The sequence below is a fragment of the Vibrio sp. SCSIO 43097 genome, assembly GCF_023650755.1.
Lineage (GTDB): Bacteria > Pseudomonadota > Gammaproteobacteria > Enterobacterales > Vibrionaceae > Vibrio > Vibrio alginolyticus.
In genome coordinates this window covers 623,399-645,631 of the sequence record NZ_CP071841.1, presented here as the reverse complement: position 1 = coordinate 645,631, position 22,233 = coordinate 623,399, and the positions used below count along the sequence as shown (strand labels likewise).

Below are 22,233 nucleotides of genomic sequence, written 5' to 3'. Positions count from 1 at the left end.
TTTCATCTCTCTTCTTTTCTTAAAACAACTACACTTAATCAGAATAAGGTATCAATTTCATATAATTATTCGATATCTACGCGTCAGCACATGTGTCACATTTCTGTGACTACGAGTAAGTTTTACTTATGTTGCTTGGTAGTAGGGTATTTATCGATTGTTTAATGATTCAATACTTAGTTTAATCGTATAAAGGTGTGCAGTATGCCGCACTAAATTAATAAGAAATTATCTAAAAAGGTTAATGGGAAACGTAAGCCATTAGCGGAGGTCAGATGAGTACGCACACGGTACCGCAGAGCGCGATTGTAAATGCTGTCAAAGGTGAAGTTTTGGTTTTGGGCCTGGATGGAAACGTTAAGGTCATAAAAGCGGGGGATGAGTTAAGACCTGGCGAGATTATTATCACAGAAAATAATGCTTCTGTCGACGTACAGATAAATAATGAGCTTTATCTGGTCGATGCAAATTGTGTTGCTTGTCTTCCTGTGCCTTCTTCTGAACCGTTAGAACCAGTATTGGTACAATCTCCAGTTAATGGCTTAGTGACTTTTGACCCAACGGCTATTGGAAGTGCTGACTTCGACGCCAACGATATTGCCGCTATCCAGCAAGCTATTTTAGACGGAGCTGACCCTACCGCTATTTTAGAAGCAACAGCTGCTGGCGCAGGTGCTGAAGGCTCGGCTAATGCTGGCTACGTGACGGTTGAATATAATAACCCGGAAGTACTCGCTTCTACTTTTTTTGAAACGTCTGCGACTCGCAGCGGAGAAGATGATCGCGACGAAGATGACGGTTTGAATGTCACGATTTTTGCTGATGGTGGGCAGTCACTGCAATCTAGCGTAACAGAAGGCTCAATTTCTCTATCTAGCTACCCGCAAACCATTTCTTCTAGTGTGCTGGTTGAAGCAGGGGATCTCGCACTTGATACTGCTTCATTTGTACCTGAAACGTCCTCATTAGAGTCTTTGTTAACCGAGTTAAATAGTGACATTACCTCTGGTGGTCAGCCAGTGGCGTTTGTTTACGACGAAGCGCAAAATGCCATTATCGGCACTCAAGGTGGTAACGAAGTGCTTCGTATCGAGATCGAAGCGACATCTTTAGGCCGTGATTTAGAGTTAGAAGTCGTTACCACGATTAGCCAGGGCGTTGACCATGTTGCGTCTGTTGCTGATGGCCAAGTATCGATCGTCGGTGATCAAATCAATATTGCTTTTGATATTACAGGTGCAGATATTGGTGGTAACAGCATTCAAGCGCCTATCGATTTTACGACAACCGTTATTGATGGCGATGATCCTGCGCCGCAAAACGTTACTTTTGAAAACGTTGAATCTTCTTCTACACCAATTACTGGCACCTTTGTTGATATTGGTAGTGATCAATTGGCAACGGTCACGTTTAATCAAGAAGGACTTAGTCAGTTCGATGGCCTACTGAGTGATAATCAGGCGACAGAAGCGGTACTCTCTGAAGACGGCAGTACTATCACCTTGTCCATTGCTGGCTCGAATGAAACCGTCTTAACCATCAGTCTGAATACTGATGGTACCTACCAATTTGAGCAATTTAAGCCGTTAGAACAAACAAACGGTGAAGATACGATTGAGCTCTCTTTACCAACCACAATCGTCGACTATGACCAAGATACGGCAAGCAACACCTTTACGATGACCATCCTCGATGGCGATAACCCAGTGATTGAGAACGTGACGGGCTTGTCTTTAGATGAGGCGGGGGTTGACCAAGGTTCACAGGAAGGCGCGGCAGTAACAAGTGGTACTGGGTCGATCACGACAGCGGTCGGAAGTGACATCATTGATCACTATGAGTTGGAACCTACAGAGTTCAATGTTGGTGGAGAACTCCAATCTCAAGGGCAGGTTGTTCAACTAGAACTAGCGTCCGAGAGTAACGGCGTACGTACTTACGAAGGCTTCATCGAGCTGGATGGTGTGCGTATTACCGTATTTGATGTGGCGATTGATGCACCTGCATTGGGCGAATACCAATTCAACTTGTATGAACAACTTGACCATACGGGTGCTAACGATGACTCGCTCACTTTCTCACTGCCAGTTTACGCGGTAGATGCGGATGGTGACCGCTCCTCTATTACCGAAGGTTCGAACACACCAGAAGCTGCGCAAATTGTCATTCAAGTTCAAGATGACGTTCCTTCGATTGATGGCGTTGATGCGCTAGCCGTCGATGAAGACGATTTATCAAGCATTGGCTCCGATCAAAGCGACTCTGTGTTCGCGCAAGGTAGCTTCACGACTACTCAGGGCTCAGACCGTGTTGTAAGTTATCAATTAGAGAGCGGCACTGATCCACTCAATGGGTTGGAATCGCAGGGGCGATCTATCTCTCTGACGGAAACAACCAATTCAGATGGCAGCTTTACCTATTCTGCAACGGCAGAAGGGGACGCTATCTTCACCTTACAAGTGAACCCTGACGGTTCTTATTCATTTACCCTTGAAGGTCCAATCGATCATGCTGTGGGTAGCGATAGCTTAACTCTAGACTTCACTATTGTCGCAACGGACTTTGACGGTGACACCAGTTCACTTGTTCTACCGGTAACCATTGCCGATGATGTGCCAACCATTAATGACGTTGTTGCTCTTACCGTCGATGAGGATGACTTAAGTTCGGTAGGCTCTGACCAATCACAGCCAACGCTGGTTGAAGGTCAGTTCACGACGACTCAGGGTTCTGATGGCGTCGTACAGTATCAGTTGGATGTAAACGCTGATTCTTTAAATGGCCTGCAATCTCAAGGTCAAACCGTTTCCATTGCCGAAACGCAAAATGCAGATGGCAGTTACACCTACAGCGCAACGGCAAATGGCAGTGCAGTTTTCACATTAATTTTGAATACCGACGGCTCGTACAGTTTTGAGCTGCAAGGTCCAATTGACCATGCGGCAAATAGCGACAGCTTAACCCTTGATTTTAGCGTTATTGCTACAGACTTCGATGGTGACACAAGCCAAATCGTATTGCCTGTTACCATCGTGGACGATAAGCCGGTTATTACTGACGTCGACGCCATTACGGTTGATGAAGATGATCTAGCGTCAATTGGCTCAGACCAAAGCAATCCGATTTCTATTGATGGTAACTTCACCACCACACAAGGTTCAGACCGAGTGGTGAGTTACCAACTTGATGGCGCATCAACACCAGTTGACGGTTTAACGTCGCAAGGCGTGGCCGTCACGCTGACTGAAACCGCAAACGGTGATGGCAGCTTTACCTATCAAGCAACAGCAGGCACCGAGTCGGTCTTTACACTGACAGTGAACACTGATGGCTCTTATAACTTCACGCTTGAAGGGCCAATCGACCACGCGGTAGATAGCGATGAGCTGACACTCAACTTCCCAATCATCGCAACAGATTTTGATGGCGACACCACAAATGCCACTATCCCTGTGACGATCGTGGACGATAAGCCAGTGATTACTGACGTCGACGCAATCACGGTTGATGAAGATGATCTAGCCTCAATTGGCTCAGACCAAAGCAACCCGATTTCTATTGATGGTAACTTCACCACCACACAAGGTTCAGACCGAGTGGTGAGCTACCAACTCGATGCTTCAGCAACACCAGTGGACGGTTTAACCTCGCAAGGCGTGGCTGTCACACTGACAGAAACCGCAAATGGTGATGGTAGTTTCACTTATGAAGCGACTGCGGGTGGTAACCCAGTATTTACTCTGACAGTAGATACTGATGGCTCTTACAACTTCACGCTTGAAGGGCCGATTGATCACGCGGTGGATAGTGATGAGCTGACACTGAACTTCCCAATTATCGCAACCGACTTTGATGGCGACACCGTTACTGAAACCATTCCAGTTACGATTGTTGATGATGTACCGACCATCACAGCGGTGGATGCGTTAAGTGTTGATGAAGACGACCTTAGCGGTGTGGGCTCAGATCCAGGCGGCGATCTGTTCGTAGAAGGGGCGTTTACGACCACTCAAGGCTCTGACCGAGTGGTGAGCTATCAACTGGATTCAACCGCAGATCCTGTTGCGGGGCTGACCTCTCAAGGTGAGGCGATTACCTTGGTGGAAACCGCGAATGGCGACGGCAGCTTTACTTATGTTGCGACCGCTGACGGCAATCCTGTCTTCACGTTGAATGTAGCAACAGATGGTACGTACGACTTTACGCTGCAAGGCCCGATTGACCATGCAGCAAACAGCGACAGCCTGACGATTGATTTCCCTATTATTGCCACCGATTTTGATGGTGATACGACCACGGCAACCATTCCAGTTACAATTACGGATGATGCACCAATCATCGATAATGTTGTGCCTCTGGCTGTGGATGAAGATGATTTATCAGGCATTGGCTCAGACCAAACTGACGCTGTGTTTGTTGAAGGCGCGTTCACTACTACTCAAGGCTCAGACCGAGTGGTGAGTTACCAACTTGATTCAACTTCTGATCCTGTTTCGGGATTAACCTCCCAAGGTGAGCCTGTTACTTTGGTAGAGACTGCGAATGTCGATGGCAGCTTTACTTACGTGGCTACCGCGGATGGCAATCCTGTCTTCACCATGAACGTGAATGCAGACGGCACATACAACTTCCGTCTAGAAGGTCCGGTGGATCATGCGTTAAACAGCGACGAGTTAGTACTGAACTTCCCAATCATTGCAACAGACTTTGATGGCGATACGACGACCGCGACCATTCCAGTCACGATTACTGATGACGTTCCAACCATTAATAACGTTGTTCCACTGACAGTAGACGAAGATGATCTCGCTACAATTGGCTCAGACCAAAACGATGATGCGTTCATGTCGGGTTCTTTCAGCACAACTGAAGGCTCGGACAGCGTTGTTAAATACCAGCTTGATGCAACAGCAGATCCAGTAGCAGGGTTAACCTCTCATGGTGAGCCTGTCGTACTTGCTGAGACAACAAATGGTGATGGCAGCTTTACTTACACTGCCACAGCAGATGGCAATGCCGTATTTGAATTGGTGGTGAAGCCAGATGGCAGCTACACCTTTACTCTGCAGGGCCCACTAGACCATGCGGTGAATAGCGACAGTCTGCAAATCGACTTCCCGATTATCGCAACAGACTTTGATGGCGACACCTCATCGAAGACGTTACCTGTCACCATCGTTGATGATAAACCAACCATCACTGACGTAGACGCAATCCGCGTGGATGAAGATGACTTAGCGACGATTGGCTCCGACGGCTCAGATCCAATTTCGATCGATGGCAACTTCACTACAACGCAAGGCTCTGATGGGGTAGTAAGCTACCAATTGGATGCTGCTGCAACGCCAGTTGATGGTCTAACATCACAAGGTGTGGCCGTCACGCTGACTGAAACCGCAAACGGCGACGGTAGCTACACTTATGAAGCGACAGCAGGAACTGAAGCAGTATTTACGCTGACCGTTAATACGGATGGCTCATACAACTTCACGTTGCAAGGTCCAATCGACCATGCGGTAGACAGTGATGAACTGACACTGAACTTCCCAATCATCGCGACGGATTTTGATGGTGATACCACCACAGAAACGCTCCCAGTCACCATCGTTGACGATAAGCCAACTATTACCAATGTTGATGCGATTACCGTTGATGAGGATGATTTAGGTACGATTGGCTCAGACCAAACTGACCCGATTTCAATCGATGGCAACTTCACCACCACACAAGGCTCGGACCGAGTGGTGAGCTATCAGCTCGATGCTTCTGCAACACCAGTAGCTGGACTCACATCACAAGGCGTGGCAGTCACGCTAACTGAAACCGCAAACGGCGATGGCAGCTTTACTTACGAGGCGACGGCGGGGAGTGAAGCGGTCTTTACGCTGACAGTGAATACTGATGGCTCTTATAACTTCACGCTAGAAGGGCCAATTGATCATGCTGTTGATAGTGATGAGTTAACGCTCAACTTCCCAATCATCGCAACAGACTTTGATGGCGATACCACAAATGCCACTATCCCAGTGACAATTGTGGACGATAAGCCAGTTATTACGGACGTGGATGCCATCACGGTTGATGAAGATGATCTAGCGTCAATCGGTTCAGACCAAAGTGATCCAATTTCTATTGATGGTAACTTCACCACCACGCAAGGTTCAGACCGAGTGGTGAGCTACCAACTCGATGGCACATCAGCACCAGTTGACGGTTTAACCTCGCAAGGTGTGGCGGTCACGCTAACAGAAACTGCAAATGGGGATGGCAGTTTTACCTACGAAGCAACAGCGGGCTCTGAAGCGGTCTTTACGCTGACAGTGAATACTGATGGCTCTTATAACTTCACACTTGAAGGACCAATTGATCACGCGATTGATAGTGATGAGTTGACGCTTAACTTCCCAATTATCGCAACCGACTTCGATGGCGACACCGTTACTGAAACCATTCCAGTCACAATTGTTGATGATGTACCGACCATCACAGCGGTGGATGCGTTAAGTGTCGATGAAGATGACCTTAGCGGTGTGGGTTCCGACCCTGGCGGCGATCTGTTCGTTGAAGGTGCGTTTACCACCACTCAAGGCTCTGACCGAGTGGTGAGCTATCAACTGGATTCAACTGCTGATCCTGTTGCGGGGCTGACCTCTCAAGGTGAGGCGATTATCTTGGTGGAAACCGCCAACGGTGATGGCAGCTTTACTTATGTGGCGACCGCAGACGGCAATCCGGTATTCACGTTAAACGTAGCAACAGATGGCACTTACGATTTTACGCTGCAAGGCCCGATTGATCATGCAGCTAACAGTGACAGCCTGACGATTGATTTCCCAATTATTGCCACCGATTTTGATGGTGATACGACTTCGGCAACCATTCCAGTCACGATTACGGATGATGCACCAATCATTGATAATGTCGTGCCTCTGGCTGTAGACGAAGATGATTTATCAGGCATTGGCTCAGACCAAACTGACGCTGTGTTTGTTGAAGGCGCGTTTACGACTACTCAAGGTTCAGACCGTGTGGTGAGCTACCAACTTGATTCAACGGCTGATCCTGTTTCGGGGCTAACCTCCCAAGGCGAGCCTGTTACTTTGGTAGAGACTGCGAATGCTGATGGCAGCTTTACTTACGTAGCTACCGCGGATGGCAATCCGGTCTTCACCATGAAGGTGAATGCAGACGGCACATATAACTTCCGTCTAGAAGGTCCGGTTGATCATGCGTTAAACAGCGATGAATTAGTTCTGAACTTCCCAATCATTGCAACAGACTTTGATGGCGATACGACGACCGCGACCATTCCAGTCACGATTACTGATGACGTTCCAACCATCGATAACGTTGTTCCACTGACAGTGGATGAAGATGATCTCGCTTCAATTGGCTCAGACCAAAACGATAATGCGTTCATGTCGGGTTCTTTCAGCACAACTGAAGGCTCGGACAGCGTTGTTAAATACCAGCTTGATGCAACAGCAGATCCAGTAGCAGGGTTAACCTCTCACGGTGAGCCTGTCGTACTTGCTGAGACAACAAATGGTGATGGCAGCTTTACTTACACTGCCACAGCAGATGGCAATGCCGTATTTGAATTGGTGGTGAAGCCAGACGGCAGCTACACCTTTACTCTGCAGGGCCCACTAGACCATGCGGTGAATAGCGACAGTCTGCAAATCGACTTCCCGATTATCGCAACAGACTTTGATGGCGACACCTCATCGAAGACGTTACCTGTCACCATCGTTGATGATAAACCAACCATCACTGACGTAGACGCAATCCGCGTGGATGAAGATGACTTAGCGACGATTGGCTCCGACGGCTCAGATCCAATTTCATTCGACGGCAACTTCACTACAACGCAAGGTTCTGATGGGGTAGCAAGCTACCAATTGGATGCTGCTGCAACGCCAGTTGATGGCCTAACATCACAAGGTGTGGCCGTCACGCTGACTGAAACCGCAAACGGCGACGGTAGCTACACTTATGAAGCGACAGCAGGAACTGAAGCAGTATTTACGCTGACCGTTAATACGGATGGTTCATACAACTTCACGCTGCAAGGTCCAATCGACCATGCGGTAGACAGTGATGAACTGACACTGAACTTCCCAATCATCGCAACGGATTTTGATGGTGATACCACCACAGAAACGATCCCAGTCACCATCGTGGACGATAAGCCAACTATTACCGATGTTGATGCGATTACCGTTGATGAGGATGATTTAGGTACGATTGGCTCAGACCAAACTGACCCGATTTCAATCGATGGCAACTTCACCACCACACAAGGCTCGGACCGAGTGGTGAGCTATCAGCTCGATGCTTCTGCAACACCAGTAGCTGGACTCACATCACAAGGCGTGGCAGTCACACTGACGGAAACCGCAAACGGCGATGGTAGCTTTACTTACGAAGCGGCAGCGGGGACTGAAGCGGTCTTTACGCTGACAGTGAATACCGATGGCTCTTATAACTTCACGCTAGAAGGTCCAATCGACCACGCGGTAGATAGTGACGAGCTGACACTGAACTTCCCAATCATCGCAACCGACTTTGATGGCGACACGTCTGCTGAGACAATTCCTGTCAAGATCGTTGATGACAAACCGACACTTGGTGGCATCGAAGCAACAAGTGTGCAAACGGTTGACGAGGACGATATCCCAACAGTCGGATCTGATGGTACGCAGTCGAACAGCATTGCAGGTAACTTCATCGCGACTGATGGTTCTGATGGCATTTTGGAGTACAGCGTTTCTGACCTGACGACGCCAGTACAAGGCCTGACCTCTGGTGGTCAATCTCTGGTTATGGTTGAAGTATCAAACGCAGGTGGCGTTTCAGTTTACGAAGCTCGTATTGATGGCACGACGACACCAGTATTCCGTGTGACCCTTGATGCCTCTGATGACAGCTACACGTTCGATTTGCTTGCTCCTCTCGATCATCCAAATGCTGATGGCCAAAATGAACTGGTCATCAATTTACCGATAAACGCGACTGACTTTGATGGAGACGTGTCGAACAACATCACCTTACCAATTACGGTTGTGGATGATGTTCCGACCATTGATGGTTTGCTAGCAGGCAGCGAACAAACCGTTGATGAAGATGGCCTACCAGCAGGTACGGATGCTGCAAGTGCAGAAGATACTGTTATTTCAGGTACTTTTGATATCACCGGAGGTGCTGACCAAGTTGCTTCTATTCAGCTGAGTGACCTGACCACGCCTGTTGCGTCACTGACTTCAGATGGTGAAGCTATCACCTTAGTTCTGTCTTCTAGCGCAAATGGCGTGAACGTATACCAAGGTGTTGCTGGCAATCCTGCTGAAGTGGTTTTCGAACTGACGCTGGATGCAACGAACAACTCCTATGAGTTCGATTTACAGAAGCCGCTTGATCATCCCGATGGTAATCAGCAAAACGAGATTGTTATTAACCTCCCTGTGACGGCGACAGATAATGATGGTGATACTTCACCAGCCTTCACATTGCCAATTACCGTTGTGGATGATGTTCCAGTTGTTACCAATATTGAAAGTCTACGTGTCGACGAAGATGACTTACCTCTTGGTTCTGATGGAACGAAAGAGCCATTAACGGTATCAGGTGAGTTCGAAGTCACTAGCGCAGATGGTATTGATGCTTTCGAATTGGATCTGAGCTCAAATCCTATCCCGAATCTGAAATCGGGTGGAGAAGAGGTAACACTTTCTCAAGACGTTGGTGCTTCAACTGCTGACGCGCGTGTTTACGTGGGACAAACTCCGGGTGGAGTGACGGTCTTCACGTTGACACTTCATCAAGATGGTAAATACGACTTTGAGTTATCTGGTCAGTTAGATCACGCGGTTAACTCTGATGAGATTTTGTTGAATCTACCTGTGAAGATCACGGATGGCGACAACGATATCATCACTGCGACCTTGCCAGTGACCATCGTAGATGACAAGCCAACCATTGATGCTATTAGCTCTGGTAGTACCTTGTCTGTGGATGAGGATGATATTCCGAGCCAAGGTTCGGACGACACGCCAGAATCCAATATCATTGGTGGCAACTTTGACGTTACTGATGGTGCCGACTCTATCGTTAGCTTCCAGTTGGATAGCTTAACGTCGCCTGTTTCTGGACTTACCTCAGGTGGTCAACCGCTTGAGTTGGTTGAGTTTTCAAATTCAAATGGTGTGATTGAGTACCGAGCTTATGTACAAGGTACGACGGACACCGTCTTTAAACTGACGCTAAATGGTTCAGCAGACAGTTATGAATTTGAACTGTTGGGTGCACTTGATCATCCTGCGGGTAACGATGAAAACTCGTTAGTCATCAACTTCCCAGTCAACGCGACCGATTTTGACGGCGATGTGTCCAATAACATCACCTTGCCGATCACCGTGGTGGACGATGTTCCAGCTATTGTGAAAGTGACAGACTCTAGCCAACAAACCGTTGATGAAGATGATCTTTCCGGTGGCTCTGACACGACAAGTAGTGATTCAACGGTATTGAACGGCGGATTTGAGGTCGTTGCTGGTGCAGACAAGATTGTCAGCTACCAAGTTTCAGACCTCGATGCAGTCGTGTCTGGTTTAACGTCGAACGGCAGCAGCATCGAGTTGAATCTAGTAAGCACGAATGGTGGAGTAACCAGTTACGAAGCGGTTATTACTGGCACATCAACTAAGATCTTCACGCTGTCTCTTGATGCGAATAATGACAGCTACCAATTTGAGCTGTTGGGACCAATCGACCATGACGCTGTTCAAGGTGAAAACAACCTTGTCATTGATATTCCAATTACAGTAACAGACTTTGATGGTGACACGTCATCATCACTGAATCTTCCAATTACCGTAGTTGATGACATTCCCGAAATTAAATCAGCAGATGCTTTGGCTGTTGATGAGGATGACCTTGCCAACGGCTCTCAGGCAACCAACAAAGACAGCCTAGAAGCAACGGGCAATTTCGATACGGTGGAAGGGGCAGATACCGTTGTCTCTTATCAGCTGGATCTTACTTCTAACCCGATACCAGGAGTAACTTCAGGTGGTTTTGCGGTGACGTTAGTTCAAACCGCGGTAAGCAACAACAACTTTACTTATCAAGGTCAAACACCTGATGGTAACTCAGTGTTCACACTAGTTTTGAACGCTGACGGCTCTTACAAGTTTACGCTTGAGGGTGCGCTAGATCACTCAACTCAAGGCGAAGATACACTCATACTTGATCTCCCAGTCTTTGCGACCGATGTCGATGGTGATACGGCAGGTATTAACTTACCAGTGACGATTACCGATGATGTTCCAACCTTGCACGATGCATCTATTTCGCGTGTTGAGGGGCAAGGCAGCCGCACGGTTCGTTTATTCCGAGACCCTGTAGAGGGGGATGATGACCTTGGTGCTGACGACGCACAAGTGACTTCATTCTCGGCTGATGATTCAGGCATTTACTTTAAGCAAAATGGTGTTGATTCTGATTCTGTCGATTTGAACGGCAGCGACCAAGTCGTATTTGTTCACAAGGTTCTTGACGGAGTGGATACTGAAATCGGTCGTTTGGTTGTTCGAACCGATGGCAGTGTGTCATTCCGTCCGAATGACGACCTTGACCATACCGAAACCGACTCGATTGATTTCACCATCAACGTTGTTGCAACCGATGGTGATGGCGATATCGCAGATGCCGATGTGGATATCTCGATAAGAGACCGCAATGCGCAAATTGACACGTCTACCGTTACTGCGTTCGAAGACCAAGGGCGTGATGGTGTCGTTGTGGGCGTTGACTCTGCAAATACTCAGGACAACTTGTCGACGCTGGATGTTAGCCCTGCGAAAGTCGACTTGGTTATCAATTTACACGATATCGACCGTAACGAGAGCTTAGGTGACATCACTATTCGAGATGCTGATACTCACAACGGTACGTTCTACTACAGAGACGGCAGTGGCAACTACATTGAATTAACATCTGTGGGCAATACGGTTGTTCTCGACGCATCAAATGTTGAGCAGTCATTCAATGGTGAGCTTGTCTCGTTAGATAACTTGTACTTCGTACCAGATCGTCATACATCAACCGATGCTTCTGGTATCGATCCTCGTATCCGCGTGGAAATTCTTAACAATGGTACGCCAGATCATACGATTAATGGTCGTTTAGACATTGAAGTTGCTGCCGTCGCAGATATTGCAACGTGGACGGCAAGCAGCGAATTTAACTACTCGGTTGATGAAGATGGAAACAATGTCGCACTTAACATCACGGCTGAAACCCAAGACACTAGTAACCCAGAAGGCATTGTGTACGAGCTTGTCTTTACACAAGGAGAAGGTAACGCAGAGTTAGTCTATTCAGATGGTAGTGCGATACCAAAATCCGGTGGTGTTTATCTGGTGGATGCAAGCCGAATTGATGAAGTTCAAGTTGATCCGATAGATAACTTCTCGGGCGAAATCAGAATTGATGTCACCGCTATTACGACGGAAAACAACAATCCACTGCTTGGGAAAGATACCGCTCGCTCAGAAACCGAAACCATCATTATTGATGTAAACCCAGTTGCGGATAAAGGTAGTTTTACTGTAAACCGAATTAATGTGTTTGAGGATAATGCTCGAACTCAAAATACGGTAGACCCTGTCACTGATCACGATCCACTCCAATTAAGTGAAGTGATCACCATGAAACCATCAGCGGACTTAGATGGTTCTGAAGCGTTATTTGTGCGCATTTCTAACTTCTCAATTGATGGGGTTACTTTGGTGTGGCTGGACTCAGCAAACCCAAGTCAGATAGTAGAAGTGACCGATTCAGGCGGCAATGTACTTTATTACGAAGTGCCAGAGTCTGAATTAGCGAACGTCGAAGTTCTTCCTCCGTTGCACAGCAATGATGACTTTACTTTCAATGTCGAAGGCATTGTGAAAGACACAGCATCATTGTCTACCGGTACGACAGAAGATGTGTTGTCACTGGGCAGTAAGACCGTCATCGTTGGTGTAAAAGGTGTTGCTGACATACCAGACACGGTATTAATTGACGCGGGGAACGTTTGGAACCGATTCGTAGACGGAGATGTGGCCGGGATAGAGACGACTATCGAAGAGAATGGTGTTGTAAACCTTAACTTCTCGGTTGTATCTGGTGAAGTTGCCGATAGACCACAGGATGATTCAGAAGCCATTACTGTTATCCTGTCCAACATCCCCGACGGTGTTCGTGTCGTAGATTCAGACGGTTCAAGCGTTGACCTCACCTTTGTTGGCTATGATGGTAACGGTCAACCGATTTACGAAGCAAACATCACTGGGCTGAATTTTAATTCCGGTATTCAAATTATTCCGGAAGCCTCTTCAACTGAAAACATTGCGATTACAGGGACGATCATTGTTACCGAGAATGATGGTCATAGTCGTGTGATTGAAAGAGAGGTAAGGATCAAGGTCGAACCCGTTATTGACGCTCAAGATAACTACGTTGTTCGATCGGAGGGAGATGAAGATACGCGCTTTGACATCGATTGGAAACCGACGCTCGTACAAAGCCCTGATACCGATGAATTCTTTAGTGATGTAACCATCTCTGGATTTCCTCCAGGCAGCACGGTCTATGTAGATGGTGTGGCACAAACGCTTGTTTCTGGAACACTAACGCTTTCACCGCAAGCCGGTGAATCAGAGCAAGATTTTTCCGCTAAAATCTCTCAAAGTGGCTATGTTCAAGTTCAGTTGGAGCAGGATTCAAGTACTGACTTTGACTTGACCACAACCGTCACTGTGAAAGAGATTGACCATGAATATGTTGACGCTTCGAATCCCGGTGAAGGTATCGCTGAGAAAACCATCAATGGTACGGTGAATGTCCAAGTTAATCCAATCGTTGAGCCAGAGGATAATACGGGGGCAATAGATGACCAAACCCGTCTGCTTGTCACTGAAAGTGGTGGTGGTGCTACCGATATCGTGAAGTCAGACGATCAAGGTAACATTGACTTTACGATCAACACTTCTATGGGGGGCGAATCTGGTGCTCATATCATTAAATACCAAGAGTTTGATGCGTCTTCAGATGAAGTGGTGACTCAACTTGTTGTTCAATTTCACAATGTGGACCCTGAGATCCTCAACCAATTGGTTATCGTCGGTGCACTAAATGAAGGTGGAGGTCGCTGGACAGTAACCGATGAAGACAACTTCTCAATTAAAGCGCCGTCTGGCCTTGATTTAACACCAAGCGATGACAGCGACGATGGCGATAACGGTGGTCTCTCTCAAATTGGCTTAACCATTTACGCAGAAGTGAATGATTTGGGCGAAGATTTGGGCAACGAAAAAGATGCGACTGTCGTGCGTCAAACGGATGTGACACTAGAGTTTCCAACCGTCCTCACACCGAAAATGAGTGTAGCGGCAGAGATTCAGGTGGCTGATGATGTCCAAATTCAAGCGTTGGAAGACAATTCTATTAACCTTGGTGCTCAGTTGACGTCGAAAGTCGATGCGATTAATGCAGATGGTGTGGAAGATGTCTTAACTATTATCGTCGACCCGACAGCTCCTGGCATTCCTCCTGGTTTGGTGATCACGGGGACGGATGTTGATTTTGTCAATGGTAAATACGTGTTCCAAGCCCATATCGATGCGAGTGGAAATATTACTGGCCTTGATGGTTTGACGATGCACTTGGCAGAAGATTACGCAGGTGATTTCGAATTGCCAATTCGGTTTGTCACTAAAGACACTGAGTCCGGTGATGAAAAAGAAAATAATGTCCAGTTTCCAGTTCAGGTTTTACCGGTTGCAGACGTTCCGAGTTCAGCCGGGGATCAGCCGTTGGATAGCGATGTCACACCAAATGTAAGAGTAGATATCGTCGGTACTTTCGGCTTGGATGCAAACAAACAACCTGTGACTGATCTAAATAACGACGTTCCCACGGCGGATGGTGTTGGTTACGAAGATGGCTTAATCCAACTTAACTTGAGTGTTGATTTTGCCGATCAATTTAACAACACTCAAGGTGGTCGAGAAACACTAACGAACATCAAGTTAGAGCTTGATGACACAACATTAGGTGAGTTTGTTGATGCCAATGGTAACAGCTTAGGAACCAGTATTGAGTTTAATGAAGCTGAGATTTTAGCTGGTGCGCTTGACAATGTTCTGTTTAAGCCAAAAGAAAATTACCCCGTAGGTGGTGGCCAAAATACCGTCAAGATTAATATCGAGGGAGAAATTACTGATGAAGCTGTGTTTGATCAGTCTATCTTGAATAACTCTGGCGATAATATAGATGTGAGAACCTTCACTGACGATGTCACATTTGAAGTTACGCCAGTCGTTGATGACATTACCATTACAGGTGCCGATCCGACGCAGCCAATCACGGTGATTGGTGACGAAGATACTTTAATTTCGCTGAATCAATCGGGCTCTGGTGTTTCGATCAGCCTGAACGATAATGACGGTTCTGAGAGTTTCGTTTCACTCAAGTTAACGGGGCTTCCTGATGACTTTATCGTTAAATCCAATTCCTCTGATTATGTTGTTAAGAACAACGGTGGGGGCGAATGGAGTATTCAACTAAAAGATCTCACTCAGACGTCCATTGACCTGAGTGACATCCAAATTAAACCGCCAAAACACTTTAGTGGCGAGGCTGAGATAGGTATTACGGTCTTCATTCAAGAGGAGTTGCTACAAGTTCCAACGGAACGAAACAACAACTTTACGCTTATTGTCAATCCTATTGGTGATGATGTTGATGTGAATCCCGATACTTCGGCTGCAGGTAATGAGGGCGAAGACATTGTTATTAATGTAAATGCGTTAGTGGTTGATAACAAAGAGTCCATCGGAGATGGTGCAAACTACCAGGAAAATGATCCAGAGACGCTGAGAGTTGAGGTCTCCAATGTCCCTGATGGGGCGAGTGTTTCATTACCTGATGGGACAGTGTTTACTGACCAAGGCGGCGGCATTTTTGTCTTAGAAATCAATGCTCAAGACTTGGATCAAGTGGTGTTTAATTCTGGGGATCGCAACGATAACTCATGGGATGGTTCGCTGCATTTCAAAGTGCAAGCCGTTGATACTGGGCTCGATGGCAGTCAAAGCTTGGGCTCCGCAGAGGAGTTTGATGTCACTGTTGATGTTGAAGCAGTGAACGATCGTCCAGAGTTCGTCAATACCGTGGATGTGGAAACACCAGAAGATACGCCAATGCTGCTTGATGGTTTCAGCATTACCGATATTGATGCCGTACTCGATGATCCGAATGCTGAATATGTACTCAATGTGAACGTCGACAGCGGTATCTTGGAGCTTAATCCAACGCTCATCGCTACTTACAACCTAACCGTGAGCGGTGATGGTACGGACTCCGTTGAACTGAAAGGTACAGTGGCCGATCTAAACAATGCCATTGCAGACGGTCTGATTGAGTTTAATCCAGACCTGAACTTCTTTGGTGACGTTCAGGTGGACGTGACAGTCGATGACCAAGGTAATGAAGGTATCGTAATTGGTGGGGTAGATGACACCCTAAATACCAACAGCAGCAGCTTCAATATTGAAGTGACAGCGGTGAATGATACCCCAGAAACTACGCCAGTGACGCTACCGGATATTGAAGAAGATAGTGGTGTGTTCTCCATCTCTGAAGCGGATCTTATTGCGAATGCGACAGACGTAGAGAACGATAACCTCACGGTCAGCAATGTTCAGTTAACGGATCCGAATTCGGGTAGCATTACTTTCAACAGTGGTACGGGAGAGTGGGAATTTACCCCAGCACCAGATTACAACGGTCCAGTTGAAATCACGTACACCATTACAGATGATGGCACGACAAGTGGTGCATCCGATCCTAAATCGGTTAACGGCAGCGCATCGTTCAACGTAACGGAAGTCAATGATGCTCCAACGACGTCTGAAGTGACACTTTCTGATATCGCAGAAGACAGTACGGCGGTTGATATTACCCAAGCTGATTTGTTGGCGAATGCGTCTGATATTGAAAACGACACCTTGATGGTGAGCAATGTCCAGTTGGTTGATCCAAGCAGCGGCACATTGGATTTCGACAACGTAACAGGTACATGGTCATTTACTCCTGCGCCTGGCTACAACGGCAAGGTCGATCTGACCTACGACATTACCGACAACGGTACAACGAACGGTGTTTCTGATCCTCAAACGGTGTCAGGAACGGCGACCTTCGAAGTCACTGAGGTGAACGATGCACCGGTAACATCAGAGGTAACGTTGAGTAGTACGGAAGAAGATGGTGGTTCGGTAACTATTACGGCTACTGAGTTGCTGAGCAACGCAAGTGATCCTGAGTCAGACAACTTGACCGTCGATAATGTTGTGTTAGTGGATCCAGCTTCCGGCACGCTGACTCAAGTGAGTGCGACAGAGTGGACGTTTGAACCCGCAGCAGATTTCTTTGGTGACGTTAATTTCACTTATGAAATCACAGATGACGGAACCACTAACGGCGCTCCAGACCCAATTACAATCGCGGGCACAGCAGTGTTGAATGTTGAAGCTACCAATGACGCACCTGAAATCACTGCAACGTCGGTAACGGATACGATCAATGAAGCTGATGGCCAGAAAGTAACGGGTATTAGTGTGAGTGACGTCGACTTTGCGGGCGCACAAGCAAATGAAAGCATGACCGTGACTCTTACAGTTACCGAGGGCGACCTTCGTGTCGAGCCGCCAGCAGGTAGTGGTGTGACTGTTGGGGCGGGGATGGCTGGTGAAATCACCCTAATGGGCACACCAGATAATATTAACTCCGTTCTTGGAGCAACAGACGCTTCTGAGGGTGTATTTGTGGATGCAGGAGATGTCAACGCAGCTTCAATCACTTTATCGGTGAAAGTCGAAGACAACGGCGTGTACTTCGAAAATGCATCGGGTACCGCATTGGAAGCGAATCAAGACTTCACTATCAATGTGACACCTGTAGCTGATGCACCTACATTGAGTATCAATCCTCAGTTTAATTACATTCGTCAAATTGCGGCTAGCCAAACCGCGAGCAGTCAAGGTTTAGCGATTGTCGGAATCATGGCGGCGCTTACTGATATTGACGAGGTGCTGTCTTTGGAGCTAACGGGCGTACCAGCTAGTGCTGAGGTAACAAGTGGCGTTTCTCCATCAGGCATTAGCTTCGATGGTACCACTTGGACAGTACCAAGCGATGAAATTGATACGCTAGAAATTGTCGCAACAGATACTAACAGTGGTATTGATGTCGGTTCTTACGATATTTCGCTTACGGCGATATCAACGGAATCTAATGGCGATGAAGCGCAGTCTTCACCTGTCCAAATTAGTTTGGATGTGAGTAGTGATAGCGACGATATTGACCAGTCAACCGCAGTGGACGACAGCTATTTAGTCAGCGGAGACACAGGTACCAACTTGATTGGTGGAGACGGTGACGACGTTATTCTGGGTGGTGATGGTGATGACGTGCTTATCGGTGGCTTAGGCTCAGATATCTTAACGGGTGGAGACGGCAGCGATATCTTCAAGTGGACGGTAGATTCCGTTGATGAAGGGGCAGTGGATACCATTACTGACTTCACTGTTAACGAAGACAGTATCGATTTACGTGAAGTTATCTCTGATCTCAATAACTCAATGATCGACATGGATGATCTGCTTGGTCACATTTCGGCAGACTACGATGCATCGACGGAAAGTGTTTCTCTGAACATTACGACGGATGCAAATGTTCAACAGACTATTGTCGTGGAAAACTTAGGTACTTCAATCGACTTCAACGGTCTTAGCTCCAACGAGATTGTAGAGTCATTGCTCAACAACGGTGTTATTGATAACGGATAAACCTGTATACAACACAAAAATGGGCGGCTCTGATAAGCCGCCCATTTTTTTCGGGAAAGCTTGATTTTAAACAGGAGTATTTGAATCGAAATAGAAATAAAGTGCGAAGCAAAGGGGTTATCTTGTTACGACGTTATAGTGATAGTTGGAAATTAAAATAGCGATAATTTGACGTTAAATCGCCTAAACGTGGATGTCTAGCAAGCTGCCAATGATTTCATTGTTTTTCTCTATGACAGACGCGCCAACTCGGCTATAACCAGCGGCTTGTGCGAGGTTGATGAGAGATTCAACTTTTTGAGAGGGAAGGCTAGGTGTTGAGGCTGTTATTGCGACATCCGCAACCGCAGCTAAATCGATGTTGTGATCAGAAAGCTCTTCTTTTACCTTACTTACATTATTGCTAATGCCATGTGCAGCTTTCTCGGCCATTTGTTGTGACATCTGAACGATGTGGTATCCAGATTGAATTCCCGATACAGGCATATCACTACTCCCAACATTATGATAGTGAGAGCATAGGTGGAGTTTATAAAACGTTCAAGTGTTTTATATCAATGACTTGATTAGGCAAACAGTTTGGCAAGCATTTCTCTTTCTTCACCAGATAGAACCGGTTTTTGCGCTTTATTTAGTTTCACGCTGATCTCACCTTGTAATGACTTTAACTGACTTGCCGTTAAATCACTGAGCTTTTGTTTAAGTTCATTAAATTGTTGTGCGTTCATCTCAATACCTTCGTCGTGATTCGGTTTATCCGTCGTTGCCCGAAATTCTTCATCCTTTGGATACAACATATTTATTCAACCAAAATAGATTAGAATTTGATCGATTGCTTTTTGTCCGAATATTGTCAAGGTGTGTTAAGTGATACGTCAGATTTTTCCTAAGAAGGTACATAATTACCCACTTTGGGGTAGATGGAAGCGTAAAAAGAAAAAGGGAAGCGATATAGCGCTTCCCTCTTACATATGGTTTGAATGTTACTAACTTACCCTGACGGCAAACTTACTAGCAAGTGAATGAAGCTCTGGGAGCATGCGATAGATAAGATGAAGTTGCTGCAATACCATGCGGGCAGAGCTGTCGTCTTCATCGCGCCATTCGTTTAAGCGTTGCTCGAGTCCAGCATCATCAATATTAGATAGGTCACACTCCTCACAATGCTGGTGAAGCTGTTTATGAAGTACATCCAGATGCTGATGAATACAACGGTGAGCATCTAAAACGAGTTTATGAATTGACTCATCTTCGATGCGAGTTCTGTGCGCGCCTAATGCAGAAATATAGTTCAACATTGCGTGATTTAACGTTAGGAAGCGAAAACTTTCATCAACAGCTGCGCGATATTTGCCAGGCTCCGCCAGCATCGTACTAATCGCAGAAGAGAGTGAGGCATCATTATTGTGGGCCTGGCGGCGAGCGATACGGTAACTCAAATTGTCTTTCTTGCCGATTCTATACTGACCAATGATCTGATCGAGATACTGCTTGTTCGCCTCTATCGCATCCGACATAACTTTGTGAAGCCTTCTCGACTGCCAGTCGGGCAAAATAACTAATACAGCTCCTACTGCAAGCACACACCCGATGAGGGTATCTGCTAGTCGAGGAAGGACAACTGCGTAACCTTCACCTAGTTGATTAAATAAGAAGAGGACGAGCAGTGTAATAAAACCAGTCGCGTACCCATAGTTGTTCATCCGGAAGGCGAAAAACATCACACCAGAGATAACGATAAATACTAACTGGCTTTCTTGAGAAGGGAAAAAAGTCAGCAATGGTACACCAATCAACAAACCAGCTAATGTACCTATTACTCGCGCCGTCAATTTTTGGCGAGTGGCACTGTAGTTCGGTTGGCATACGAATAAAGTGGTTAAGAGTATCCAGTAACCTCGGTCGATGTTGAATATTTGAATGATTCCATAGCCAATCGTTAAGGCAATTGACATACGTAATGCATGCCGAAACAGCATCGAATCTTTGTGTAAATTTGCTGATATACGCTGCCACATCGCTTTTAGCGTGTGTGGGTTGGTATCGGCGAGGGTATCTTCTTCGAGGCCTTCAACATCTGGGTTGTTAATGTTATTAAGTTGTTTTTCTACCGTCGCTAAGTTATTGAATAAATATGTTAACTGCATCAGCAGACGTTTCCAGTGCCCTTGCTTTTGTTCTTCTAGATAAGCAAGAGAGTTTTGTACTTCAGCTAATGCCAGAATAGATTGATCGGTATGGGAGTATTCATTTCCTAGCTGAATGGCTAGTGCAATATCACGACACGCTTGGGCTTGAGACTCCAAAAGATATTTAAAACGAAACAGCACATCAGAACGTTCAAATTCGGTCGCTAAATCCTGATAGCGATAATGGCTAGAACTGACGCGTTCGTGAATGTCTTGAGCGATGAAATAAATATTTAAAAATCGGTCACTAGGCCCATCAATGTGACCCCGTTTCGATCGGTTAAGTAATGTGGTTTTACAAGCGTTTAGTGCCGTAACCGTGGCAGCATTGCATTTTGCAGCTTCAATCCGCAGCGGTTGTGGCGTCAAGTTGGTCACAGGGTGAAAAAGCTTGGCTTTCGCATCAAGATAATTCGCCATTTGGAAGAACACATTGGCTAAGCTTTGTTGCACCGGTTGAAGAGGCCAAAATATCTGCCAAATCATGGACATGAAGTAATACCAGGCGGCACCAGTCAAAAGCAGTAGTGGCTGAAACCAAATGTTGGTGCTTTCATGTGCGCCAAGCATAGTATAAATAGCGATCAGCAACGAACCAAAAGCAATACTCGCGTACTTAGGACCTATCGCCCCAAGAATGATGAAGCCGAAGGTTGAGATAAATAATCCCAACGCAAACGCCCATGGGGTATCGAACAAGATTTCAATTGAAAAAGCAGCAAGCGCAAAACAGAGAAAGGTGAGAATCAGAGCCTTGATGCGTCCAGTGAAACTGTCATCACTTTCAGCCAAAGCAGCAGCAATAACGCCTAATATTAATGGCGTTATCAGCGTGTTTTGCTCGAAGTACCAAGTTGGGATAACCACACCCAGTAAGGTAATGAGGATAAGAACGCTGTAATTTATCGTCTTGTTTGCCCAATATAGCCGAAATTTAGAAGTTGCTTGCACAATGCGCCTTATGTTTCCGATGAAGAACAGGGGGAATACTACCAGACCCACTATAGCGCGTTTATGATTTACTTTAAGAAAAATTCGTGGTTGCTGATAAAATCAGCAGGGATGTCATTGACTTATATTAAAGCTGCCAGGTCATGTATTGAGGATTGTAAAGCCAGCTTCAAATAACCTCAGCTTTAGGTTATTAA

General features: G+C 46.4%; 4 protein-coding genes. 1 reads left to right on the top strand and 3 read right to left on the bottom strand.

Going from position 1 to position 22,233, the window contains the following annotated elements; genetic code table 11:
• The first annotated feature begins 275 nt into the window (after positions 1-275).
• Positions 276-18,896, top strand: coding sequence for a retention module-containing protein (locus tag J4N40_RS19260; protein WP_250654664.1), 18,621 nt, complete (start codon positions 276-278; stop codon positions 18,894-18,896).
• 183 nt (positions 18,897-19,079) lie between these two features.
• On the opposite strand, the gene J4N40_RS19255 is transcribed toward J4N40_RS19260, so the two are convergent.
• From J4N40_RS19255 to yccS, 3 genes are all read right to left on the bottom strand, one after another.
• Complete coding sequence (locus tag J4N40_RS19255) at positions 19,080-19,382, bottom strand: hypothetical protein (RefSeq protein WP_176311502.1); 303 nt, start codon at positions 19,380-19,382, stop codon at positions 19,080-19,082.
• An 80-nt stretch (positions 19,383-19,462) separates the two neighbouring features.
• The gene (locus J4N40_RS19250; RefSeq protein ID WP_005376575.1) at positions 19,463-19,693 is read right to left on the bottom strand and encodes a hypothetical protein; all 231 of its coding nucleotides are present in this window, start codon (positions 19,691-19,693) and stop codon (positions 19,463-19,465) included.
• Positions 19,694-19,882: 189 nt separating this feature from the next.
• Complete coding sequence (gene yccS, locus J4N40_RS19245; RefSeq protein ID WP_005376573.1) at positions 19,883-22,036, bottom strand: YccS family putative transporter; 2,154 nt, start codon at positions 22,034-22,036, stop codon at positions 19,883-19,885.
• Positions 22,037-22,233: the final 197 nt, after the last annotated feature.